Here is a 25800-nt window from a genome sequence, read left to right as displayed (position 1 = left end):
AATGAATGAGTTAATGAATCGGCCACAGGATTCTGATGCGATTCAAAAATTAGAAGTGCTAGATCTAAGTGATGGTGAAACAGATTTAGACCAGAGTTTAGAAGGAGTTCAGGTAGATGATCGTGCGAAAGCCAAGGCTTACTTTTCTAAGGAGCGAGGCCTTGACTACACACGATACGCAGGATTCACACAAGAAGCCTATTATGATTATACCACTACTGCTTATACGCCAACAATTCGTTTCGCTATGCCAAATGAAGGCTATTGGGAAAAGTCTATTGGGGATACGGAAAAAATTAGCCGTAAAGATCGCTTTAAGCCTGGTTATTCCTATAAAGGGTTAGCATGGTTCGATAAAGGCTTGGATATTGTTTCTATTGATGAGCTGTGGATTACTGAAGGAATATTTGATGCGCTTTCATTAATTCAAAATGGGATTCATGCGATTAGTGCCATGAGTGCTAATAACTTTCCTGAAAAAACTTTATCAGAGGTTTTTCAATTAAATCCTAATTTAGCGATTGTGATTGCATTGAATTCTGATAAAAGAGGGTTACGGGCAGTAAAACATTGGATGGAAAAGTGTAAGGCACTAGGTTTTAAACATATTTCTGTTGCAATAACGAATGATCAAGATGATTGGAATGATAAGCATAAGAAAAATGCCTTAAAGCCTGAAGACATTGAAGAGTATTTACATAACGGTTCATTATTGATGGCTGAATCTGTATTAAAGAAAGCTTATTTGATACATGAACGCAATAATGTGAATCAATTCATACTTGAATTTGATGATAAAACTTATGGGGTAAAGCGCGATGAGAAGCCAAAGGAAAGTGAAAGCCACGATCCTATTGCTATTTTTCAATCAGAATATCAGATTATTGAGATAGCCAATTGTACTTTTACGTTTTTATATGCTCAAAAGATGTTAGGTAGTAATGATCTGTCTTATTTTATCGAAGTTAGTACAGATAGAAGTCGTAATGTCGCAGCACTCAGTAGTAAACAGCTGAGCAGTGCAGGTGAATTTAAAACTACAGTGATGAACATTATTGCAGGCGCTACTTTTACAGGTGAGACTAAAAATTTAGATGCTTTGTATAAGCTTAAAACGACCAATATTTATAATATTGAAGCAACAAACTTTATGGGTTATGCCGAAGAGTTTGGTGCATATATCTTTAAGGATTTCGCTGTTTATAAAGGTGTCGTTTATAAAGCAAATCAACATGAATATATTGAATTACCTAATAATGTCCGAGTGAAAACAACTTTTCATTTACCTGATTTCAATCCTGTCATGCATTATCAAAACGATTGGTGGGATGATTATTTGGATGTCTTTGGTGCTAAAGGCGTAGCTGTACTAGCATATTGGTTTGGTTCTTTATTTGCTGAGCAAATACGTAGTATTTATAAGGCTTATCCATTTTTAGAATTAACAGGAGATCCATCTTCTGGTAAATCTATGATTCTCAGATTCTTATGGTCTTTATTGGGTCGCCATGATTATGAAGGTGCAAATCCTAACTTAGGTACAGAAAATAACTATCTACGCACGTTAGCTCAGGTAGGGAATTTACCTGTTGTTATGATTGAATGTGAGGGATTTAGTTTAGAAAACCTTAAAGCAGCATTCAATGGTGGGATATTACGAGCAACAGCTAAAAAAGATCTGAGCAATGAAACATATTCACCTAGGTTTCGTACAGTATTAATTATTTGCCAGAATGACCGAATTATCACGCTTGGTTCTAAATTTAATCAAGAAGCATTGTCATCACGAATGATTTCGATAATTTTTGATAAAACTCGGCATACATCAGAGCGTGCGATTAAGGCTCGTCGTTTAGAGCAATTGTCTATAGAAGATGTTTCAGGTTTTTTGATTGCCTCATTAAAACTTGAACAACAAGTGTTGAGTGCGATTCAATCGACATTTGAAGCTAATCGACAACGTATTATAGATTTGGGTATCAAAGAAGGACGTATAGGTTTAACGCATGGTTTGATGTTGTCTTTAGTGGATGCATTATCCTTGATTGTGCCACTCAATCAGTCAGTGAAAAATGAAGCATTTTCATATATTGATCAGATAGCTCTTGAACGTGATTTAGAGCTTAAACAAGATCATACTGCATTAGAGCAATTTTGGGATGTGTATGAAAATTTGGATGCACAAAACTACCCTGTGAACCATGCATGTGATCCTAAAATGATCGCTATTAATTTAACTCAGTTTTATGCTTTGGCAACTGAACACCGCTACCAACTCGATGATATACGTGAAGTTAAAAAGCTATTGCCAACGAGCACTCGCCACAAGTTTATTGCCAAAAATAAGGAAACATATTCTCGTTTTTACACTAATAAAGCACCTACAAAGATGCCGAGAATTGTACGAGCTTATGTGTTTCAAAAATTAGACCAGGAATAATATTATGAATACAGTAACAACAACCACAACGACTGTAGTAGAAGAAACTGTGACACGCTTAGATCCATTGTTGACAGCCCAAGATTTGGCGGAAATTTTTAAAATGTCTGAAGAGCATGTGAAGCAACGCATTGTGACACAGCCAGACTTTCCAAAACCTATCCGTTTAACTAAAAATGGTTACCCTCGATATATAGCCAGCGAAGTACAGGCGTTCATTGATAGCCGTAAGGAGGATCCGTATGGGATCAATTAATAAACGTGGTAAAAAATACTATGCTCGTATTCGTTTGATGCATAACTATATTACTTACAATGAAAATAAGTCTTTTCCAACTAAGTTAGAAGCAAGTATTTGGATGCAGCAGCGTGAAAAAGCCATCCTTGAAGGCTCTGACAAAGATTATGATGAAGATAAAACTTTAGGTGATGCAATGAAGCGTTATTTAAGTGAAGTGACACCCTCGAAAAAAGGTAAAAAGAACGAAGCGCATCGCATTAAAGCGATTATGCAGCAAGATTATTTCCCAAAAGAAGTACCATTGATGAAGCTGAAAGGGAAAATGATTATTGAATGGCGCAATCAACGACCGATTGCTAATCCTTCTAAAAACCGTGAGTTAGCCTTGATTCGCTCAGTGGTTGAAACTGCAAGGCGTGATTGGAATTGGACGAACCATAATCCTTTAACTGAATTAAAGTCTTTGCCTGAACCACCGCCACGCAATCGTAGAATTTCAGCTTATGAAGAAGAGCAATTGCTTGAGTATTTCAAATTCAATGAAGAGCCACCAAAGTTGCAAAAGCAAATGGTTGGATTGATCTTCTTGATTGCGTTGGAAACGGCTATGCGACAAAGTGAAATCACGCAGCTTGATTGGCGACATATCGATTTAGATCAAAAGTATTTAAGGTTGTTTGATACTAAAAATAGTGACAATCGAGATGTGCCTTTATCCAAACGAGCAGTGCAGTTGTTTAAATTAATGAATCCACGAGATACGGGCGAAGTATTTAATATTACTTCTGACAGCGTGAGCCAGACCTTTAGAAAAGCCACACGTTATTTGGGTATCGAAGATTTACGCTTCCATGATACACGCCATGAGGCTTGTACGAGATTAGCGAGAAAGCTTCAAGTACTGGATTTAGCGAAGATGACAGGTCATAAAGATACACGCTCATTGATGATTTACTACAATCCTACAGCAACGGAAATTGCTGATCGACTTGGGTGATATGTTTAAATAAATACAAAAAATCGATATATTTTAACAATGTGTCGATTTTCTAGAAAACTATCAACATAATAAAAAATAGCGGAGACATTATGCCAGCAACATATTTTGTATGGACATTCAGAAAAAAAGAAACTCAGCAAGGCACTAAAATTGTGAATGATTCACAGAGTTATCATGAAACAGAGGAGCAGGCTAGAGTCATAGCTAAATCTTTATTGGATTGTAAATGCGGTACGCTTGTTGGGGCACTGCATTATCATGAAGATACAGGTGATATTAATAGTATTAAGATCATTGAGAAGTTTGGTGAAGTGTCTGAGGATATGGCTCATTTATAAGAGTTAGGTGATTAGGTGTATATCATTACAGTTTGGATGCTACTCAAATATTGCTGATTTTGGTATGATCGTGAGTTATTTCTACTGAATCTTACTGTATAGGGAAGCACATCATGACTAGCACTCAACAACGTCAAGAATTACAACGCCGTATTTGGCAAATTGCAGGTGAAGTCAGAGGTTCTGTTGATGGTTGGGATTTTAAGCAGTATGTTCTAGGTGCTTTATTCTATCGTTTCATCAGTGAAAACTTTTCAATTTATATCGAAGCAGGTGATGAAAGCATTAAATATGCAGAAATGCCTGATTCAGTTATTACAGATGCAATCAAAGAAGATGCCATTAGAACCAAAGGTTACTTCATCTACCCAAGCCAATTATTTGCCAATGTTGCAGGTAATGCCAATACTAATGATCATCTGAATACGGATTTAGCTGAGATTTTTGCAAGTATAGAAAACTCAGCCATTGGTTTTCCATCAGAAGATGATATTAAAGGATTGTTTGCTGACTTTGATACCACAAGCAATCGTTTGGGTAATACTGTTACAGATAAAAATAAACGCTTAGCTGCTGTGTTAAAAGGCGTTGAAGAGTTGAATTTTGGTCGCCAATTTGATGAGAATGAAATTGATCTATTTGGTGATGCTTATGAGTTCTTAATCTCTAACTATGCAGCTAATGCAGGGAAATCAGGTGGTGAATTTTTCACACCGCAAACAGTTTCTAATTTAATCGCTCAAATTGCGATTCATGGCCAAGATAAAATTAATAAAATTTATGATCCTGCATGTGGTTCAGGTTCATTGCTATTGCAAGCTAAAAAGCAGTTTGATAAACACATCATTGAAGATGGTTTTTATGGCCAAGAGATCAATCATACAACGTATAACCTTGCTCGTATGAATATGTTTTTACATAACATCAATTACGATAAATTTAACATTAAGCTCGGTGATACTCTGATTAATCCTCAATTTGGTGATGATAAGCCGTTTGATGCCATTGTATCGAATCCACCTTATTCCATTAAATGGGTGGGAGATAATGATCCAACATTAATCAATGATGAAAGATATGCACCTGCAGGTGTTTTATCACCTAATTCAAAAGCAGACTTTGCATTTATCATGCATACGCTTAGCTATTTATCGTCTAAAGGCCGTGCTGCAATCGTCACCTTCCCAGGTATTTTTTATCGTGGTGGTAAAGAGCGCACAATCCGTAAATATCTTGTGGATAACAACTACATTGAAACAGTGATTTCATTACCGCCTAATCTGTTCTTTGGTACATCCATTTCTGTGAATATTTTGGTATTGGCCAAAAATAAGAAAAATACTGATATTCATTTTATTGATGCAAGTGGTGAAGAGTTCTTCAAAAAAGTCACCAATAATAATGAGTTGACTAAAGACCATATCCAAAAGATTTTAGATATTTTTGCCAACAAAGAAAATGTAGAGCATGTGGCGAAGTTAGTTGATTATGATGCGATTGTGGCGAATGATTATAACCTTGCGGTAACGTCTTATGTGGAAGCGAAAGACACGCGCGTCAAAGTGAATATCACTGACTTAAATGCAGAACTTAAAACCACAGTGCAGAAGATTGATCAATTGCGTAATGATATTGATGCCATTATTGCGGAGATTGAAGCATGATGGATATTAAAAGTAAGCTTCTCGATGAAATCCTAAACTGCCCTGATGTTGAGTGGTTAACTATTGATGATATCGCAGAATTTAGAAGAGGATCATTTCCTCAACCTTATGGTAATGCGGAATGGTATGATGATGCAAAAGGGATGCCTTTTGTTCAAGTTGCTGATATCAATGATGATATGTCGTTGGTCAACAGTACAAAACGAAAAATCTCTCAATTAGCTCAGGCTAAGAGTGTGTTTGTACAGAAAGGTACCGTAATTGTTAGCTTGCAAGGAAGTATAGGTAGAGTTGCTATTACACAATATGATGCTTTCATTGATAGAACAGTTGGAATATTTTTATCCTACAGAAGACCTATGATTGTTAAGTATTTTGCATACCAACTTGAAAAAATTTTTTTATTTAAAAGTAAAACTGCTCGCGGAAGCACAATTAAAACTATTACTAAGGAAGAGTTTTCAGATTTTATTATTCCTGTTCCACCGCTTCCAATTCAACAAAAAATCGTTGACATACTTGATAAGTTCACCGAGCTTACAGCGGAGCTTACAGCGGAGCTTACAGCAAGAAAGCAACAATATGAATATTATCGCGATGAATTACTGACGTTTGGGGATGATGTTGAGTGGAAAGAGCTAAATGAAATAGCTGAAATTAAAAGAGGGGGTCGCTTAGTAAGAAGCCAATTGTTTGAGGATGCAGAATATCCTGTTTATCAGAACAGCATGAAACCTTTAGGATATTATGATCAGAGTAATGTTTCTTCTAATACTGCTTTTGTCATAGGTGCGGGCGCAGCAGGTGAAATAGGCTATAGTTTTACTGATTTTTGGGCAGCTGATGATTGTTTTTATTTTGAATGTTCTTCTGTTTTACAGGATCGGTATTTATATCATGTTTTGGTTAATCAAAAGGCCTATATTAGTTCTCAAGTACGCAGATCAAGTATTCCAAGATTAGCTCGTATAGTTTTGGAGAAAGTAAGAGTTCCTATTCCTTCAATAGATAAACAAGCTCGGATTGTTGGGATTTTAGATAAATTTGATGCTTTGACAAATTCAATTACCGAAGGTTTGCCAAGAGAAATTATGTTAAGACAGCAGCAATATGAATATTATCGTGATTTATTGTTGAGTTTTCCGAAGCCTGATGGGGTGAAATGATGCTAGAGAATTCATTAAATGACATAGCAAAACAAATAAAAAATGCAGTATATAAGACTGAAGCTAGGTCTGAAAAAGAATCTGACGTTAAAGTTCAACTAATTTATGCATTCAATGGCACAGGGAAAACAAGATTATCCCGTGAGTTTAAAGAACTCATTGTGCCCAAAACCTACAATGAAGATTATCCAAATGAACTGGCTCGTGAGAAAATTCTTTATTACAACGCATTTACTGAGGATCTGTTTTATTGGGATAATGATTTAGATTTAGATCGTGAATTAAAACTAAAAATTCATCCAAATGAATTTACAAAGTGGGTCTTGGAAGAACAAGGACAGGAACTAAATGTTGTGCGTAATTTCCAACACTATACGAGCGATAAATTAACTCCTCGCTTCAATGCTGAATATGAAGAAGATATTACTAATCAAATAACAGGATTAAAGGAAAAAGTAAAGGTTGAGGGTTTTTCAGAAGTGACCTTTTCTTTTGCTCGTGGCGATGATTCTTCAGATGAGTATATAAAAATCTCAAAAGGCGAAGAAGCTTGTTTTATATGGTCTATCTTTTATAGTTTAATTGAGCAAGTGGTGAGTGTCTTAAATGTGTCGGAAGCTAGTGAACGCGAGACAAATCAATTCGATCAATTGGAATATATATTTATTGATGATCCTGTCAGCTCTCTAGATGATAATCATTTGATTGAACTAGCCGTTGATGTAGCACAATTAATTAAATCAAGTAAATCAGACATTAAGTTTATTATCACAACGCACAACCCATTGTTTTATAATGTACTACATAATGAATTCAAAAAGCCGAAATTTCTTAAATATCTACTTAAAAAGCAAGAAAATGGTGAGTTTGAGCTACATGTTCAAAATAATGACTCTCCTTTTTCCTATCATCATTTCTTGAAATCTGAGCTTGAAAAGGCAGTTGAAACAGATCAGTTACATAAATATCACTTCAATTTCATTAGAAATATTTTAGAAAAGACATCGACATTTTTTGGCTATGATAATTGGAAAGACCTTTTAGCTAATTTAGTTGATGGAGATGTTGAACCTTACGAAAAAAGAATAACTAGAAATATTGATATATCTAGCCATTCTAAACAATCAGGGGAAGAAATTAAGGATCTTACAGATAATGATAAGCGAGTTTTACGTTATTTAGTGGAAAAAATTAAGTCAGGATCGTATCAATTTAAAAACTAAAAGTGACAGTAAGCAGTGACAGCTACTATTTCAAGGTAAACAAATGACAGAAACAAAAACCATTGCAGAATCGAATAACTTTATTATCTTGGAAAAATATACCAAGATTGATCAATCAGGTAGTAATTATCAAACGGAAGCAGATTTAGAGCGTGAATTGATTCAGGATTTACAGAATCAAGGTTATGAATATTTATCTGATTTAACAAGCCATGATAAGTTAATGGTGAACTTGAGGGATCAACTTCAGCGCCTGAATAAAGTGGAGTTTAAAGAGACTGAATGGCAACGGTTTTTAGTTGAATACTTAGATAAACCGAGCGAAAACAGCACAGATAAAGCAAGAAAAATTCATAATAACCATATTCATGATTTTGTTTTTGATGATGGTCGTATTCAAAATATCTATTTATTGGATAAGAAAAATATCACCCGTAATAGCGTGCAAGTGGTTAAGCAGTTTGAACAGAAAGGCACACATGCTAACCGTTATGATGTGACGATCTTGGTGAATGGTTTGCCTTTGGTACAGGTGGAGTTGAAAAAGCGTGGCGTTGCCATTCGTGAAGCCTTCAACCAAGTGCATCGATATACTAAAGAGAGCTTTAATGCTGATAATTCGCTCTTTAAGTATTTACAGATTTTTGTGATCTCTAATGGTACAGATACTCGTTATTTTTCTAATACAACTAAGCGAGATAAGCACAGCTTTGACTTTACGATGAACTGGGCTAAGGCTGATAACAGTTTAATTAAAGACCTCAAAGATTTTACAGCGACATTTTTTCAATCTAAGACATTGCTCAACCTGATTATTAATTATTCTGTGTTTGATGTGAGTGATACATTGCTCATTATGCGCCCTTATCAAATAGCAGCCACAGAACGCATTTTATGGAAGATTAATGGTGCACATAATGCTAAAAATTGGAGCAAAACAGAAAGTGGTGGTTATATTTGGCATACAACAGGCTCAGGTAAAACACTGACAAGCTTTAAGGCTGCACGATTAGCAACAGAGTTAGATTTTATTGATAAAGTGTTCTTTGTGGTGGATCGTAAAGATCTCGATTATCAAACTATGAAAGAATATCAGCGTTTTTCACCTGACAGTGTGAATGGCTCAAATAATACAGCAGGGCTAAGACGTAATATTGAGAAAGATGATAATAAAATCATTGTCACTACCATTCAAAAGCTTAATAACTTGATGAAAGGTGATGAAGAACTCGCCATTTATGATAAGCAAGTGGTATTCATTTTTGATGAAGCACATCGTTCTCAATTTGGTGAAGCGCAGAAAAACCTGAAGAAAAAATTCAAAAAATATTATCAGTTTGGCTTTACGGGTACGCCAATCTTTCCACAAAATGCATTGGGTGCGGAAACAACAGCGAGTGTATTTGGGCGTGAGCTTCATTCTTATGTGATTACGGATGCCATTCGCGATGAAAAAGTATTGAAGTTTAAAGTGGATTACAACGATGTGCGTCCACAGTTTAAATTATTGGAACAAGAGCAAGATGAGAAGAAGCTGAGTGCTGCTGAGAATAAGCGAGCATTGCTTCATCCTGAACGCATTAAAGAGATATCGCAATACATTCTGAATAATTTTAAGCAGAAAACACATCGCTTAAAAGCGAATGGCAAGGGTTTTAATGCTATGTTTGCCGTGAGTAGTGTGGAAGCAGCTAAGCTGTATTATGAGTCACTGAAAGAGCTTCAAAAGGATGCTGAAAGACCTCTAAAGATCGCAACAATCTTCTCTTTTGCAGCCAATGAAGAACAGGATGCACAGGGTGATATTCCTGATGAAACTTTTGAACCAACAGCAATGGATGCTAGCAGTAAAGAATTCTTAACGATGGCCATTGATGATTACAACCGTACATTTAAAACGAATTATAGTGTTGAGAGCAAAGAATTTCAGAACTATTACCGTGACTTAGCATTAAAAGTTAAGAGCCAAGAAGTCGATCTATTGATTGTTGTAGGTATGTTTTTAACAGGCTTTGATGCACCAAGTTTGAATACATTATTTGTGGATAAAAACTTGCGTTATCATGGCCTAATCCAAGCTTATTCACGCACAAATCGTATTTATGATGCAACTAAAACTTTTGGTAATATCGTCACCTTTAGGGATTTAGAACAAGCAACAGTAGATGCGATTACATTGTTTGGTGATAAAAATACTAAAAATGTTGTCTTGGAAAAAAGCTATAAAGAATATATGGAAGGCTATACCGATACAGTGACAGGTAAAGCTTGCCGAGGTTATTTGGAAGTGGTTGAAGAGCTGCAAGCACGCTTTCCAAATCCTGATGATATTGTGACAGAGAAGGATAAAAAGGACTTTGCAAAGTTATTTGGTGAATATTTACGAGTGGACAATATTCTTCAAAATTATGATGAATACGCAAGCTTACAAGCATTGCAGGATCTAGATATTACAGATGAAGCAGCAGTTGCTGAGTTTAAAGAACAGCATTATTTATCTGATGAAGATATTAAAAAAATGCAAGCCATTACAGCACCATCAGAACGAGAAGTGCAAGATTACCGCTCAACTTATAATGATATTCGTGATTGGATTCGCCGTGAAAAAGCAGGAAATGAGCAAGGAGAGGTTAAAGAAGATTGGGATGAAGTTGTCTTTGAAGTAGATTTATTAAAATCTCAAGAAATTAACTTGGATTATATTTTAGAATTGATTTTTGAGCATAATAAGAAAACTAAGACCAAAGCTGAACTGGTTGAAGAGGTGCGCCGTTTAATCCGTGCAAGTCTTGGTAATCGAGCCAAAGAAAGCTTAATTGTTGATTTTATCAATGAAACAGATATGGATAAAATCCCTGATAAGGCGAGTATTATTGATACTTTCTTCAAATATGCCCAATCTGAATTGAAACGAGAAGCAGAAGAATTGATTGATTCTGAAGGTTTGAATAAAGAAGCTGCTAAGCGTTATATTGCAACATCATTAAAGCGTGAGTATGCAAGTGAGAATGGCACAGAGCTAAATGAAGCATTGCCTAAGATGAGTCCATTGAATCCGCAATACTTAACAAAGAAACAAAGCGTTTTCCAAAAAATTTCAGCATTTATTGAGAAGTTTAAAGGGATAGCAAATAGTTTTTAATCTTATTAGAAGTATTTATCTGTAATAATAAAGCATCTTATATGATGTTTTATTTGTATAAAAACATATAATATATCAATAATGATTGATTATATGGTTATTAATATGCATTTCGACTTTGCAACAGAATCAGAAATTTCTCAAGAGCTAGGCAAAAGAATAGCTCAGCAGAGAATACAGAAAAATATTACTCAAGTGGATTTGGCCAAAAGGGCAGGAGTAGGCGTAGCTACGCTTCAACGCTTGGAAAAAGGAGAGGGATCAAGCTTGAGCGTATTCATTCGTGTATTGACGGCTTTGGGCTTTGTGAATGATCTCTCTGATATTTTGGTGAAGAAAAATATATCCATTCAAGAATTTGAGGAAATGAATAACCCTGAACCACGTCAAAGAGCATCCAAGTCAAGGAAATAGCGCATGAAAAATCTATATAAAATCAGTGTTTATTACAATGGTTGGGGTGAGGATTGGCACTTGGGTGACTTGGTGTCCAATGGCCGACAAACCATGTTTGAATATTCTAAAGAAGCATTGAAGCGCAATATTGAGTTTTCGCCGAATTGTTTACCATTGCAGTCACAAGCATTTACAGATTTCCCAACTTTTCAATTTCAGTTGCCAGGATTATTTGCAGACAGTTTGCCTGATGGTTGGGGCTTATTGTTGATGGATCGCTTTTTCAAGAAAGAATTGGGCAAGAATCCTGATCGAATTAATCCATTAGAGCGCTTGGCATGCTTGGGTGATCAAACCATGGGTGCATTTACGTATCGTCCAAGTTCGGATGTGATCATGGAAGTGCAAGAAATGAGCTTGGCGGATATTGCTGAGCAAATGGCAGCGGTACAGATTGGCCAAGATGTGGATGTGTTAGAAACATTGGTGATGATTGGTGGATCACCGCAAGGCGCAAGGCCTAAATCACAAGTTTATTATAATCCTATCACTGAGCAGATGAGCAATCAGCCGATTGATGGTGGTGAGCCATGGTTGGTGAAGTTTAATGCGCAGGATGAAGATATTGAAGTCTGTGAGATAGAGAAATTCTATCTAGATACAGCGGAATTGTGTGGCTTGCCTGTGCCTGAATCCAAAGTTTTTCATGTGAACGATCAAATTGCAGCCATTGGCATGAAGCGCTTTGATCGTTTGAATGGCATGCGTATTCCGATGCACAGCTTAGCAGGTGCATTGCACGCTAATTTCCGCATTCCTAATTGTAGTTATGGCATCTATTTGCGTATGACGAGATTTATGACGAGGAATGAGCAGGAAGTTGAAAAGGCATTCAAATATTGTGTTTTCAATGTCATTATGAATAATCGTGATGATCATACGAAAAATTTCTCATATCTGATGAATCAAAATGGCGAATGGACGTTATCACCTGCTTATGATTTAACCTATAATCCTGGGCTGAATGGCTATCACCAAATGGACGTGGAAGGTGAGGCTTATAAAATCAAACGTGAACATTTGATTAATTTAGCTAAAAATTCAGGCTTGGATGTGAAGAAAAGTGAAGCAGTGATTGATGCTATGATTGACGTTATTAAAAGCCGATTGGGTGAGCTATCAGGCGGTAAATATGCTGTTTCTAAGGCAGCTGCTGTGATGATTGGTATGGCAGCACATCTTTTTACAACCTACAAGAACCACTAGTATGTTCATAACATTTAAAACTCAGATAGGTACTTTTCATACATTTCTATACGACCTTGTGCTTCTTTAATTTTATATTCAGCCTCAAACACATCTTCTACATCATTTTTTCTTTGAGCCTTACCAAGTTTATATTCTGCTTTAGCTAAATCTTTTTTGGCATCTTCAATTTTTTCCATGACTTCTAACTTAGAGTTAGTTGAATAATATTCTTTGGCTTCTTTTGAATCTAACGGATATCCACCGCCACAATATTTTTTAACATTACTTATGCCACGTTCTAATCCAGAAATTCTATATGAATTACCGTATTGTTTTGCATATTCTAATTGTTTTTCTAGAGCTTGTAATTTTTTTCACATCCATAATTATCATCAGCAAAACTTGGAATACTAAAAATTCCTGAAACAACTACAATAAATATTAATTTTTTCATAAAGCCTCTCTGGGAAAATTTACTTATATAAATATGATATGGTATATATACATAAAAATTTACCATATGATCATTTAATATATATATTAACCTTCCTATAAGCATGATAATCTAACAAAAAACTACACCAAAAGGAGGGTGTCATGCATAACTTAAATTTAGAAGCTCATCTCATTAATGCCAAATGCCCTAAATGCGACAGAATTATTACTGAAGCAATTGGCAAACTTAGAAGTAGCCTCACTGTTTCATGTACTACATGCAAGCATGACTTTGATATCGATGAAAACGAATTTCAACAAAAAGTAGAAAAGATTGAAGCTAATATCAAACATCTTAAAGAATCTTTGAAAAGAGCTTAATACAAAAAAGGCCCTGCCGTTGGGAAACATGAGAGAGTTCTTGGCAGGGCAAGCCCTTCTATACGTTGACACTAAGAGCGACTAATCTCATAGCTATTAACTTATAAAGCATTTTTACGTATTGGTCAATTAATATACAGTGTAGTACGTTATGTTGTTGCTTACAAAATAAACCATATTCATTTATACAACAGAATCAAGACAAGTTTTTAAAAGCTTCTATTGCCCTTATCCGGCTACTTTTTAGATCGACAATGGCATTTTTTTGTACTTTATGAATCTGCTTACTATCTAAATGTGATAATTCAGGGCACCATTGACGGATAAAATCTCCATCTGGATCAAATCTTTCAGCCTGGGTAATAGGATTAAAAACTCTAAAATATGGCACAGCATCCGTTCCTGTAGAAGCTGACCATTGCCATCCGCCATTATTAGCAGCAAAATCACCATCAATTAGATTTTGCATAAACCAAGCCTCACCCTTACGCCAATCAATTAATAAATTCTTTGTTAGAAACATAGCTGTAATCATTCGCCCACGATTATGCATCCAGCCAGTTTCCTTTAATTGCCTCATAAATGCATCAACAATTGGAACCCCTGTTGCACCATTTTTCCAAGCTTCAAAGCCTACTTCATTATCTAGCCACTGAATCTTTTCTGTTTTTTCCTGAAATGCTCTATTTTTAGAAACCTTAGGAAAATTCCACATAATATGATAATAAAATTCTCTCCAATAAAGCTCATTAATCCAAGTCAAAATCCCCTCATTACCGATCCTAAGACTACCTTCATTTAAAATTAAAGCCTCTCTCAACAATGCTTTTACAGAAACAATGCCAAGCGCGAGATAAGCCGATAATCTACTCGTACCATGAATTATAGGAATGTCTCTATGATTATGATAATTAAATATCTCTTCTTTTAAGAAATCTTGAAAAATCTCAAAGGCGGCATCTTCACCTGCTTTATAAGTTAAATCATCCAATGTCTGATAAGGATTAATAGTAATATCATCGCTTATCAGCTCTGTTGTATCTTGAGTAGGGATATCGCTATAATTTTCAAATGACTGATGCTCCAGAACTTCTATTAACCGCTTCTTAAAAGCAGTGAAAACCTTATAAGGCTGATTTTCACCATTAAGTATCGACCCTAATTTAACTAACGTCTTGTCATGACAGTGATAAACATTAAAATTATTTTTTTTTAATTTTCTATAAACAGCTCGATCCCTTTCAATCTCATTGATCCCCACTTCATGATTAAAATATAGTGATGAAATTTGATGATCTATCATGAATTGATTAATTAGCTCAGGGGTTTCACTCCAATATTCAACCTCCATTATCTTTAATGGTATATTTTTACTCTCTAGAGACTTTTGAAGTATTTGCAAATTTCGCCACATAAAAGCTAGTTTTAATTTAGCATCATGATGTTTTTCCCACTCTTTATGAGAAACAATAAAAAGTGCAATAGCTTGCTGATTCTGAGTAGCTTTATACAAAGCTTCATTATCATGAATTCGCAAATCAGATCGAAACCACATTAAAGATCGCATAATACCTCTTAGCTATACTAAAAAATTAGATAATTATAATATAAACTATAATCTTCTAGCCGATTAAACGAGGATTTTTGATGAAAGCGATACCAATCATAACCGCATTACCATTATTATTTTCATTTGCAGTTGCTAATGAAGTTAGAGCTGTCACCGACTTTGATACCACAAAATATTTAGGTAAATGGTATGAGATTGCTAGGTTACCCAACTTTTTTCAAAAGCAATGTATCTCTGATATTAGCGCAATTTACAGCCAGCAAGAAGATGGCATAGCAGTTTTAAATTCATGCACCAAACAAGGTAATAAGGTTGATACTGCTGATGGTTTTGCTACTACAGAAAATTCAATTGGCAGCAAGTTAAAAGTATCATTTTTACCAAAATACATTCGATGGATTCCATTTACAAAAGGTGATTATTGGGTACTTAAAATAGATCCTGATTATCAAGTCTCTTTAGTGGGTGACCCTAATCGAGAATACCTATGGATATTAGCAAGAAAACCACACATTGACCCTGCAATTATTGAAGATTATATAAATGCAGCAAAAGCACAGGGATACACAGAGTTAGATCAGTTAATTTATACACAACATACGATAAAATAGGATATAAGATATTTCCGATGAATGCTGTGTTATTTTTTAATACTAACGTATTCCATTAATTTAATGGGAGTGATAATCTTAATATATTATCCAAAAACAAGAAGGAGTTTTTAATAAAGCTGTTCTACTCAAGATAAAGGACTCGTGATATCTAAATGATAATTGGTGATGTTTCTTTGATTATATTGGTTATATTACATTACAAGATACATTGTTTGCTTTTTTCTTATTGGAATTCAATTTTTAGACAATAGAATTATTCTGTTTCATGCTTATGTGACATTACTCAATTAATATTATTGACATTATATTTAATAAGTAGGGGTACCAAATGGATAAGAAACAAGAGTTACTGAATGGTTGTCCGCATGAAGTACAAAGTGGATGGATGACACGCTCCAGCAAAGTATTAGCAGCCTTTCATGAAAAAATACATAGTGCAGAACGAAAAGAATATGCACCAAGTGTTCAAAAATTAGCAGATTTTATTGAAGGTAATCCTGTTATCAAGTATCTCGTAGAAGATGCTTGTAATAAAAATAAAAATCTAGTTGAAGCTTGTGAAAAGGGACAAGATAATCCTGATCATATTATGATCCCTAGAATTAAAGATACGGAAACGTTTTTACATGGCTTTAATACCATTTTAAAACAAGCGCCTCAGTTTGTAGATAATGAATTGGTTGGTTTGCCTTATTCAGCTTGGGTTGTTGGTTTGGATCCAACTTTAAGTGGGGTTGCACTTTTCAGTTTGCCAATGTTTAACGAAGTTATGAAAGAAATTCTACATGAATGGTTTTTATTCTTAGATCATCCAGAATCAGGTACAGAGTTATTTGGTAAAGAAGGCGAGCAATGGTTATCAGATAAAGCGAAAGCTCAGTATCAATTTGATGATTGGGCGAAAGATTCAGAAACATTGCCATACTGGAAATCTTGGAACTCATTTTTCACTCGACAATTTAAAGATAAAGCAAAGCAACGACCAATTGCTGTCCCAGAATCAAACCAAACTGTTATTTCTCCGAATGATGGTTCAGTGTTCAGATGGCAAGACAATGTATTGGAGACTGATGTATTTTGGTTTAAAGATATGCGTTATTCGATATCAGATATCTTGAGCTCTTCATATAAAGAGCAGCAAGCTTTGATTGATCAATACGATCTTGTGAATATGTTTAAAGGCGGAACCATTTTCCAAACGTACCTAAACCCTTATAACTTCCATAGATGGTGGGTGCCTGTTAATGGTGACGTATTATTCGACCCAATTGTTATTCCAGGTGATTATTTTAACAAAGTGGTAATTCCTGATTTTGCAGGTGCAACAACAGCATCATTGCCATACTCAATCCAAGTTAATGCTCGTGGTTTAATTGTATTTAAAACTGAAGATTACGGTTATGTTTGTTGTTTACCATTAGGAATGGGTGAGGTTTCAACCATTTCATTTGATGAAAAAATGAAAAAAAGTACGTCTGTTCTGAAAGGCGAAGAGATGGGGGCATTTAATTATGGAGGGTCTTCTTTTGTGATGATTTACCAAAAAATACCAAACAAAAAGCTCATTTTCATCGATGCAGAAGGTAACTTGATTCCTAAAGAACCAATTCTACCTGAAGGTAGTGCAAGTGTCGGTGGTATTACAATCAATATTGGTGCACAAATTGGTAAATGGATTGATGTTGTTTAATATATTAATTTATATGTTAAAAACCTGTCTAAATACGATTAGGTAATTCAATAATATTAATCGCTGTTTCTTTTTGGAAATAGCGATTATAAAAGCATGATGAATGTGGTTGATATCTATCTGTTAATTATAATTTTAAAGAAAGGTCAATTATATGAGCACTCAAAATCAAACTACTAGTGGCCAAGTATCTGCAGATAGTCGTGGAGCTAAGCTTGGTATTCTCGCCTTAATAGCTATTGTTGTCGGTTCAATGCTAGGTGGTGGTGTTTTTAGTTTGCCACAAAATACTGCTGCAAGTTCTGCTGTGGGCCCTGTTCTTATTGCATGGGTGATTGCAGGAATAGGGATTTATTTTATTGCTAACTCGTTTCGTATTCTTTCTGATATACGACCAGATTTACAAGCTGGTGTTTACATGTATGCACAAGAAGGCTTTGGCTCTTTCATAGGCTTTAATGTTGCATGGGGTTACTGGTTAATGACAGCATTCGGGAATGTTGCATTTGCTGTTATTTTAATGGATGCATTCGATGAGTTTTTCCCTGGCGTATTTACGAATGGTAACAATTTAAATTCAATCATTTGTGGTTCTATTTTAATCTGGGGTTACAATTTCCTTGTTCTATCAGGAACAAAAGTTGCAGGATTCATTAATACATTAGGCACGATTGCTAAATTGTTTCCTCTTGTATTATTTGTACTAATTTTGGGTGTGCTGATTGATTATTCACAGTTATTTAGTAACTTTTGGGGTATGGATCCACAGATCGTGATAGAAGTAGGTAAGAAGTCAGAACCAGTGTCTTTATTGTCACAAATTTTATCACCTATGACTGTAACACTTTGGGCATTCATTGGTGTTGAAGGTGCTGTTGTACTTTCGGGCCGTGCTAAGAATAAAAAAGATGTTGGTAAAGCAACATTGCTAGGATTCATTGTTGCATTAGTGATCTATATTTTGCTTTCAGTTTTACCTTTTGGTGCAATGACTCAAACTGAGCTAGCAGCAGTTGCAAACCCTTCAACAGCAGGTGTTTTACAAAAAGTTGTGGGTGAATGGGGTAATTGGTTAATGAGCGTTGGTTTGATCATCTCTGTTCTTGCTGGGTGGTTAGCTTGGACGATGGTGTGTGCTGAAATTCCAATGGTTGCAGGGGAAAAAGGTGCATTTCCAAAAGCATTTGCTAAAACTAATAAGAATCAATCAGCGAGTGTTTCGCTTTGGATTAGTAGTGCTGTAATGCAAGCGGCAATGTTGTTGGTATATTTCTCTAATAATGCATGGAACACAATGTATAACATTAGTGCATTGATGGTAGTGCCTGCATATATTACGACTACGCTCTACATTTCTAAGTTATGTTTGACAAATGAATACAGTAAATATGCTAAAACTGGTAAAACACTGGCTGTTATTGGTGGGATTCTTGGTGCATTATTCTGTTTATTTATCTTATATGCAAGTGAAATACAATATGTAATGTTAATTCCATTGCTTTTAACTATTGGTCTACCAGTATTCATTTGGGCACAAAAAGAAAAAAAAGATAATGGTCCTATCTTTGAAAAGTTTGAATATATTTACTTAGGTGTTTTAATTGCGGTAGATATTTTAATTATCATACTTTTTATGAATGGAGTTGTAACATTGTAGTGATGATGCATCATACATGATAATGGTCACCCTATTTTTTTAATATAAAATAGGGTGACTTGATAATAAGGAATAAATTTTTTATGAGTAGCAATAAGGATAACGCTCAAAAACTAGGATTGATTGCATTAATTGCTATTGTTGTTAGTTCTATGATTGGTGGCGGGGTAGATAGCTTACCTAAAAGTATGGCGCTTCAATCAGCACTAGGCCCTGTAATTTTAGCATGGCTTATTGGGGGGGTTGGAATGTTCTTTATAGCTAATACATTTAGGATTTTATCTGATATTAGACCTGATTTACAATCAGGTGTTTATATGTATTCACGCGAAGGATTTGGTGCATTTATAGGGTTTATTGTCGCTTGGGGCTATTGGCTAATGACAATATTTGGTAATGTTGCTTTTGCTGTTATGGTTATGGATTCTTTAAATTATTTTTTCCCTGGTAATTTTACAGGTGGGAATAATATTACTTCAATCATTTGCGCTTCCATATTAATTTGGGGATTTAATTTTCTTGTTTTATCTGGTACTAAAAATGCAAGTATTTTAAATACAATTGGAACTATTGGTAAATTAATTCCTCTCATTATTTTTGTTGTATGTGTTGGATATTTTATAACTAAACATCAATTATTTAGTAATATTTGGGGTGTTGAAAAGATTGATAATGTTAAACCGCTAGGATCAATAATAGAGCAAATTATTGCCCCAATGAGTGTTGTGTTGTGGAGCTTTATTGGTATAGAAGGAGCCGTTGCTCTTTCTGATAGGGCACAAAATAAAAAAGATATCGGTAAGGCAACAATAATTGGCTTTGTTATATCTCTTTTCATTTGTATATTAATCTCCATCTTACCGTTTGGAATTATGTCACAACATGAATTAAGCCAAATACCTACCCCATCAACAGCGGGTGTTTTAGGCATAGCAGTTGGAGATTTAGGTAAAGATATTATGAATATAGGTGTTTTAATATCTGTGCTTGTTGGTTGGCTTGCTTGGACAATGCTTTGTGCTGAAATTCCTATGGTGGCATCCCAAAATGGTACTTTTCCAAAATTTTTTCAAAAGAGAAATTATAAAGGAGCTGCTTCAGCATCACTTTGGTCTAGTAGTATAATTATGCAATTAGTTGTCTTTTTAGTTTATTTTTCAAATAATGCATGGAGAACTATGCTTGATATTTCTGCCGTAACTGTTTTACCTGCATATATTGGTTCAACAGCATTTTTATTTAAAATATGTCTAAATAATAGTTATGAGCAATATGCAAAAAAAGGAAAAATATTTGCAATGATTAGCTCTGTAATAGGAATTATTTTTTGTTGTTTTATGATTTATGCAAGTGGTATCAAAAATGTTTTGATGGTTCCTTTAATTCTTTCTATTGGAATCCCTGTTTATCTGTGGGCTGTTAAAGAAAATTCTATAAATAATACGATTTCGTTATCAAGAACAGAAAAAAACTATATGGCAATATTACTTTCTTTAATGATTATATTTTCAGTAATATATGTGTTTTTTTAATTCAATTTTAAAGGTTGGTTATATTCTTTTTTATAATATATAAATAGATTGCACCACAAAAGGTCCAATTACGTACATTTTCATGTTTTATGCTAATTTAGTATGTTTTTGATAAACAAAGCATAATGCAATTATTGATCGTTTTGTGACAGTGTAATACTCTCGCCGCTGACTCTACGAGATGTTTAGTGGGAAATTAATATATTTCAATAGCTTGAATTGTGATTTTTTATTGGTTTATTTTTGTATATGGTTTATTGCGATTGATCAGTGCATTAAAACTCATAATTGTTTATATGAAAAAATATGAACTATGCTGAAGAAGTTCTACATAAATAAGGCATAATTTATTTATGGCGTATTAAGGAACGCTACTCTCGTCTGAAAACTATTGTGTTCAGTTGTCTAGGTTAGGTCTTGTGAAACTGATCTACTCTCATATATTCGGCTCATATTGTAAGCCGAATAACATGATTAATCAGCTCATCTTATATAATCATGGATGTCACTTTCTATAATAATGGTCTGTTTTTTATCAAAAATAATAAGCTTACTTAAAATGTAACGTAATATTACGCATTAATTACCCAAAAATTACTTTTTAAAAAAACTCTAAATATAGGTTTATCAATTGATTTAAGAGATTTTTTTAAACAGATTACTTGAATTACTCTTTTTTAACGGTGCTGAACAAGTTGGTTATAATTGATTTGTTTATGGTTAATTGAGGCACGCTACTTGCGTCCGAAAACTATTGTGGGCTAACTAATGAAAAAACGATTAAAGGATTATACAGTTGAAAATCGTAAACCTAGATCTAATGGCATAACTCAGGTTTTGCCAATTGCTTTTGAAGATAATGATGCCACTAGAAGAATCGTTAAGCACGTAGCTAAGCGTGTTATTTGGCAACATAAAAAAGAGATTCAAGCATTGACATACAAATGATGGGATTACGAATAATCTCGTATATACTATTTGTTTATATATTGCAGCCAAATTAGATACAAGGAATATTGAAGCGATGAGTTTTAAACGACCAATTGATAGCTTACAAATTAAAGGATTTAAGTCTATTCAATCATTAGATATAGAATTAAAGTCTATGAATGTGCTGATTGGTTCTAATGGCTCAGGTAAAAGTAACTTTGTATCTTATTTTCGTATGTTATCTCAATTAATCGAAGGCCGTTTGGCAACTTGGGTCAATCAACAAGGCGGAGCAGACCGTATTTTGACTTTTGGTGTTAAAAATACAGATAAATTAACTTCAAAGATTAATTTTCAGCAGAATGCATATGCTTTTGAATTGTCCTCTACTGTAGATGATCGTTTGATATTTAACTATGAAACAGGATATTTTCATAATACTAATTATGCGCACCCATATAGCGTTGGTTTGCAAGCAGGGTTATCAGAATCTGTTTTAAAAGAATCGAAAGAGCGTATTGTTCAATATTGTTATGAGGCTATTTCTAATTGGCGCATTTATCATTTTCATGATACTAGTGATACAGCAAGTATGAAGCGTAAAGGTGCAGTGCATGATAATAAATATCTACGTCCAGATGCATCTAATCTTGCGGCTTTTTTGTATCGTTTGAAGCATGAGCATACAGAATGCTATGAATCTATTATTAATACTATTCGTTTAGCTATTCCATTTTTTGATGATTTTGTTTTAGAGCCGAAAACATTACCAACGGAAGAAATGCAAATTCGCTTATTATGGCGACAAACCAACAGTGACTATGAATTATGGCCAAGTCAATTGTCAGATGGTTCTATTCGTTTTATTTGTTTAGTTACAGCCTTGATGCAACCAGAGCCACCTTCTACGATAATCTTTGATGAACCTGAGTTAGGTTTGCATCCTTATGCAATTACTTTGCTTGGTGCATTATTTAGACGTGCCTCAGAACGCATGCAGGTAATTATTTCAACGCAATCAGTAGCTTTACTTAATCAATTTAATTTGGATGAAATTATCACAGTAGATAGGGAAAATGGTCATTCTATATTTAAGCGATTGGATGCAGAGCAATTTTTGGCTTGGCTTGATGAATACACAATTGGTGAGCTTTGGGAGAAAAATTTATTAGGTGGGAGACCACTGTAATGAAACGAGTTTATATTATTTGTGAAGGTCAAACGGAAGAAAGTTTTGTCAATCAGTTATTGCTACCTTACTTTATTCAGCAAAATATTTTAGTTCAAGCACCATTAATAGGTAAGCCTGGACATAAAGGCGGTAATGTTAATTTGCCACGACTATTGACGGATCTAGGTAAGATTCTGAATGCCGACCGTTCAGCATATTGTACGACTTTATTTGATTATTATGGTCTTGCATCTGATTTTCCTGGTAAGGCGGAAGCAGATCAACAAAATGACCTCGTTAAGAAAAATGAAGTGATTCATACAGCATTACATAAAGCCGTTGAAGATAAATTAGGAGCAGAGGTGGCTTCTCGTTTTATTCCATATATTCAAATGTATGAATTTGAAGCATTATTATTTAGTGATCCTGAATTGATGGAAGATAAGCTTAAAGCAAAAGGTTTTGTGGCCATTAGAGAATCATTTGATTCTCCTGAGCATATTAATAATAGCCCACAAACAGCACCATCTAAACGTATTTTGACATTGCATTCTACTTACAATAAAGTATTGAACGGTTCTATTTTAGCTCAAAATATTACGTTGGATATTATTCGCAAAGAATGCTTATTGTTTGATGCTTGGTTGAGTAAAATTAATAATTTATAAAAATATAAGAGAAGTATATGGCTGATTCATTTGAAAGAAAAGATAATTATTATGCTGAATCTATGACGATTGATGAAATTAGAAAAATAGATGGTATTCCTAATGATGTTGAGGTGGTTGGGTATGTTATACATCTACCAGATAAGGATGAGTTTGTTGGTAAAATTAAAAAATCAAGCGGGATGTTAACAATTGCTTATGTTGCTGCACCACATTATGCCAAAGTCTATAAAAACCATAAGAGTGCAATTAAAGATGCAAAGTTAATAATTAAACATAAATTAATGGTCTGTGCTCTTTTGGAATCTTCTAATCAGTATGTGATTCATTCTTTATGGTCTAATCATTAGTGATATTTGTTTGGAGATGTTATGAAAATTGTATTGCAAAATGTAGATTTTAAAGAAAAAGACAGAGTTAAGGCTTTGGGAGCAAAATGGGATCCTATAGAAAAATGTTGGTATATTATTGACCAACCAGACTTAATACCATTTATGGATTGGATTCCAGATATATCGAAGTTTTATAAGGATTTTGATGCACTTTTGAATCAAAGAAAGAAAGCGAAGAAAAAGGATAAAAAGAAGTAAATCTGTACCAAAAAAGATCCAACCACATACATTTTTATGTTTTAGGCTAATTTAGTATGTTTTTGATAAACAAAGTATAAAGTATTTTGAGGTTGTTTTGTGGCGGTGTAATACTCCCGCCGCCTCCACCAAATATAAAATACCGCTAATTTCATATATAGCGGTATTTTTTTATCTACAAAATTTCTATAAGCTGAGCATCTTGATAATCCATTAATTATGAGAATGTGCAATAATTGCATATTCCAATCATTTAGATATCTATTTTCCAGTTTTAGAGGTTTTATGCGATCTTTAATGTGGTTTCGATCTGATTTACGCATTCATGATAATGAGGCTTTATCTCGAGCAACTCAAAATCAGCAGACAATTGCGCTCTTTATTGTCGCGCATAAAGAGTGGGAAAATCATAATGATGCAAAATTAAAACTTGCCTTTATGTGGCGAAATTTACAACAACTTAAAATATCTTTAGAGCGTAAAAATATCCCGTTAAAGATTATTGAAGTCGATGCTTGGGCAGAGATCCCTGATCGTATTGAACAATTGATGTTGGCACATGAAATTTCATCACTTTATTTTAATCATGAAGTGGGCATTAACGAAGTTGAAAGGGATCGAGCGGTTTATCGTCAGCTTAAAAAACGACATCTTAATATTTATCACTATCATGATAAGACGTTAGTAAAATTGGGATCCATATTGAATGGAGAGAATCATCCCTATAAAGTTTTTACGGCGTTTAAAAAGCGATTGATAGAGATTTTACAACATAGCCATTTCGATAATTATGCAGAGATTATTGCACAACATCCGATGGATCTTGTCAGTGATGATCTAACCTTTAATCCTTATCATGCATTTGATGATTTAGCATATAAAGCAGGTGAAAATGCTGCTTTTGAGATTCTTCAAGAATTCCTCAAAGAAGATATTTTTAATTATCATCAGAATAGAGATCTACTTGCGATTGATGGCACAAGCCGTTTATCGCCTTATCTTACGCTTGGCGTAGTTTCTGTTAAAGCGTTGTTGAAAGAGGCTTTAATCATCAACGAAGGCCAGTTTCAAACGGGGAATGAAGGCGTTTTGACTTGGATGAATGAGCTTTATTGGCGGGAGTTTTATTATCATATTATGTGGAATTTCCCCCAAGTTTCTAAAAATAGGGCTTTTCAAGCAAAAACAGAAAATATTCCATGGCGGGAGAATGAATCAGATTTTGAAGCTTGGAAAAATGGAAAAACAGGCATTCCAATCGTCGATGCATGCATGAGACAACTGAAAGAAACAGGTTGGATGCATAATCGTGGGCGAATGATTACAGCAATGTTTTTAACTAAGAACTTATTAATTGATTGGCGCAAAGGCGAAGCATGGTTTATGCAAAACTTGATCGATGGCGATTTTGCTGCCAACAATGGTGGATGGCAATGGTCAGCTTCTACTGGAACAGATGCGGTGCCTTATTTTAGGATTTTTAATCCTATCACTCAGGCAGAGAGATTTGATCCCAAGGGTGATTTTATTCGTCAATGGTGCCCTGAATTATCAAGATTAGATCATAAGCAGATCCATAAAGCACAACAAAATGCGATTGTTGATCTCAAAAGTAGTAGATTAAGAGCAATTGAAGCTTTTAAAAGCCTGAGTTGATCGATATTTAATAGATCATATATGAATCGTTATCTATGGTTTTTGAAG

The 25800-nt window shown here is 34.5% G+C and carries 22 protein-coding genes and 1 pseudogene; 21 read left to right on the top strand and 2 right to left on the bottom strand.

Annotation, left to right across the window (positions count from 1 at the left end; all coding sequences use genetic code 11):
* Nucleotide 1 precedes the first annotated feature (1 nt).
* The 10 genes from ACA100_RS10990 to ACA100_RS10945 all read left to right on the top strand — a co-directional run bounded on the left by ACA100_RS10990 (nt 2) and on the right by ACA100_RS10945 (nt 12876).
* Nucleotides 2–2440 (top strand): toprim domain-containing protein, encoded by a 2439-nt coding sequence (locus ACA100_RS10990; RefSeq protein ID WP_481077755.1) that lies wholly within the window; start codon nt 2–4, stop codon nt 2438–2440.
* 4 nt (nt 2441–2444) lie between these two features.
* Nucleotides 2445–2696 (top strand): helix-turn-helix transcriptional regulator, encoded by a 252-nt coding sequence (locus tag ACA100_RS10985; RefSeq protein ID WP_481077754.1) that lies wholly within the window; start codon nt 2445–2447, stop codon nt 2694–2696.
* Complete coding sequence (locus ACA100_RS10980) at nt 2683–3678, top strand: site-specific integrase (RefSeq protein WP_481077753.1); 996 nt, start codon at nt 2683–2685, stop codon at nt 3676–3678. Before ACA100_RS10985 ends, ACA100_RS10980 begins: the two co-directional genes overlap by 14 nt.
* A gap of 92 nt (nt 3679–3770) precedes the next feature.
* The gene (locus ACA100_RS10975) at nt 3771–4019 is read left to right on the top strand and encodes a hypothetical protein (RefSeq protein WP_481077752.1); all 249 of its coding nucleotides are present in this window, start codon (nt 3771–3773) and stop codon (nt 4017–4019) included.
* Nucleotides 4020–4132: 113 nt separating this feature from the next.
* Nucleotides 4133–5683 (top strand): type I restriction-modification system subunit M, encoded by a 1551-nt coding sequence (locus ACA100_RS10970; protein WP_481077751.1) that lies wholly within the window; start codon nt 4133–4135, stop codon nt 5681–5683.
* Nucleotides 5680–6849, top strand: coding sequence for a restriction endonuclease subunit S (locus ACA100_RS10965; protein WP_481077750.1), 1170 nt, complete (start codon nt 5680–5682; stop codon nt 6847–6849). The genes ACA100_RS10970 and ACA100_RS10965 overlap by 4 nt, the downstream gene beginning before the upstream one ends.
* On the top strand, nt 6846–8072 hold the full coding sequence (locus ACA100_RS10960) for an AAA family ATPase (RefSeq protein ID WP_481077749.1): 1227 nt from the start codon (nt 6846–6848) through the stop codon (nt 8070–8072). The genes ACA100_RS10965 and ACA100_RS10960 overlap by 4 nt, the downstream gene beginning before the upstream one ends.
* A gap of 43 nt (nt 8073–8115) precedes the next feature.
* Nucleotides 8116–11214 (top strand): type I restriction endonuclease subunit R, encoded by a 3099-nt coding sequence (locus ACA100_RS10955; protein WP_481077748.1) that lies wholly within the window; start codon nt 8116–8118, stop codon nt 11212–11214.
* 93 nt (nt 11215–11307) lie between these two features.
* Nucleotides 11308–11628, top strand: a complete 321-nt coding sequence (locus ACA100_RS10950; RefSeq protein WP_481077747.1) for a helix-turn-helix domain-containing protein — start codon at nt 11308–11310, stop codon at nt 11626–11628.
* Between the two features lie 3 nt (nt 11629–11631).
* Complete coding sequence (locus ACA100_RS10945; RefSeq protein WP_481077746.1) at nt 11632–12876, top strand: type II toxin-antitoxin system HipA family toxin; 1245 nt, start codon at nt 11632–11634, stop codon at nt 12874–12876.
* A gap of 14 nt (nt 12877–12890) precedes the next feature.
* Here ACA100_RS10945 and ACA100_RS10940 read toward each other — a convergent pair.
* Nucleotides 12891–13220: pseudogene (locus ACA100_RS10940) on the bottom strand (DUF1090 family protein); the annotation flags it as partial.
* Nucleotides 13221–13455: 235 nt separating this feature from the next.
* Here ACA100_RS10940 and ACA100_RS10935 point away from each other — a divergent pair.
* Complete coding sequence (locus ACA100_RS10935) at nt 13456–13674, top strand: hypothetical protein (protein WP_481077745.1); 219 nt, start codon at nt 13456–13458, stop codon at nt 13672–13674.
* Between the two features lie 196 nt (nt 13675–13870).
* On the opposite strand, the gene ACA100_RS10930 is transcribed toward ACA100_RS10935, so the two are convergent.
* Nucleotides 13871–15229 (bottom strand): cryptochrome/photolyase family protein, encoded by a 1359-nt coding sequence (locus ACA100_RS10930; RefSeq protein WP_481077744.1) that lies wholly within the window; start codon nt 15227–15229, stop codon nt 13871–13873.
* A gap of 92 nt (nt 15230–15321) precedes the next feature.
* On the opposite strand from ACA100_RS10930, the gene ACA100_RS10925 reads away from it, so the two are divergent.
* From ACA100_RS10925 to ACA100_RS10880, 10 genes are all read left to right on the top strand, one after another.
* The gene (locus tag ACA100_RS10925) at nt 15322–15855 is read left to right on the top strand and encodes a lipocalin family protein (RefSeq protein ID WP_481077743.1); all 534 of its coding nucleotides are present in this window, start codon (nt 15322–15324) and stop codon (nt 15853–15855) included.
* A 331-nt stretch (nt 15856–16186) separates the two neighbouring features.
* Entirely contained in the window at nt 16187–17548 is a 1362-nt protein-coding gene (locus ACA100_RS10920) for a phophatidylserine decarboxylase associated domain-containing protein (RefSeq protein WP_481077742.1), read from the top strand.
* Nucleotides 17549–17702: 154 nt separating this feature from the next.
* A complete protein-coding gene (locus ACA100_RS10915; protein ID WP_481077741.1) occupies nt 17703–19205 on the top strand; it encodes a basic amino acid/polyamine antiporter in 1503 nt (500 codons plus the stop codon).
* Between the two features lie 83 nt (nt 19206–19288).
* Nucleotides 19289–20737 carry a basic amino acid/polyamine antiporter gene (locus ACA100_RS10910; protein WP_481077740.1) on the top strand — a complete coding sequence of 483 codons (1449 nt, stop codon included), beginning with the start codon at nt 19289–19291 and terminating at the stop codon, nt 20735–20737.
* A 768-nt stretch (nt 20738–21505) separates the two neighbouring features.
* Nucleotides 21506–21685 carry a hypothetical protein gene (locus ACA100_RS10905; RefSeq protein WP_481077739.1) on the top strand — a complete coding sequence of 60 codons (180 nt, stop codon included), beginning with the start codon at nt 21506–21508 and terminating at the stop codon, nt 21683–21685.
* Nucleotides 21686–21761: 76 nt separating this feature from the next.
* Nucleotides 21762–22856, top strand: coding sequence for an AAA family ATPase (locus ACA100_RS10900; RefSeq protein ID WP_481077738.1), 1095 nt, complete (start codon nt 21762–21764; stop codon nt 22854–22856).
* Nucleotides 22856–23506 (top strand): DUF4276 family protein, encoded by a 651-nt coding sequence (locus ACA100_RS10895; RefSeq protein WP_481077737.1) that lies wholly within the window; start codon nt 22856–22858, stop codon nt 23504–23506. The genes ACA100_RS10900 and ACA100_RS10895 overlap by 1 nt, the downstream gene beginning before the upstream one ends.
* 17 nt (nt 23507–23523) lie before the next feature.
* Complete coding sequence (locus ACA100_RS10890) at nt 23524–23856, top strand: hypothetical protein (RefSeq protein WP_481077736.1); 333 nt, start codon at nt 23524–23526, stop codon at nt 23854–23856.
* Between the two features lie 21 nt (nt 23857–23877).
* Nucleotides 23878–24096 carry a DUF5710 domain-containing protein gene (locus ACA100_RS10885; protein WP_481077735.1) on the top strand — a complete coding sequence of 73 codons (219 nt, stop codon included), beginning with the start codon at nt 23878–23880 and terminating at the stop codon, nt 24094–24096.
* Between the two features lie 297 nt (nt 24097–24393).
* Nucleotides 24394–25752, top strand: coding sequence for a cryptochrome/photolyase family protein (locus tag ACA100_RS10880; protein WP_481077734.1), 1359 nt, complete (start codon nt 24394–24396; stop codon nt 25750–25752).
* The last annotated feature ends 48 nt before the right edge of the window (nt 25753–25800 follow it).

Source organism: Wohlfahrtiimonas sp. XWW7 (assembly GCF_056716055.1).
Note: the sequence above shows the minus strand (reverse complement) of the source record. Positions and strands in the feature narration are given on the sequence as shown.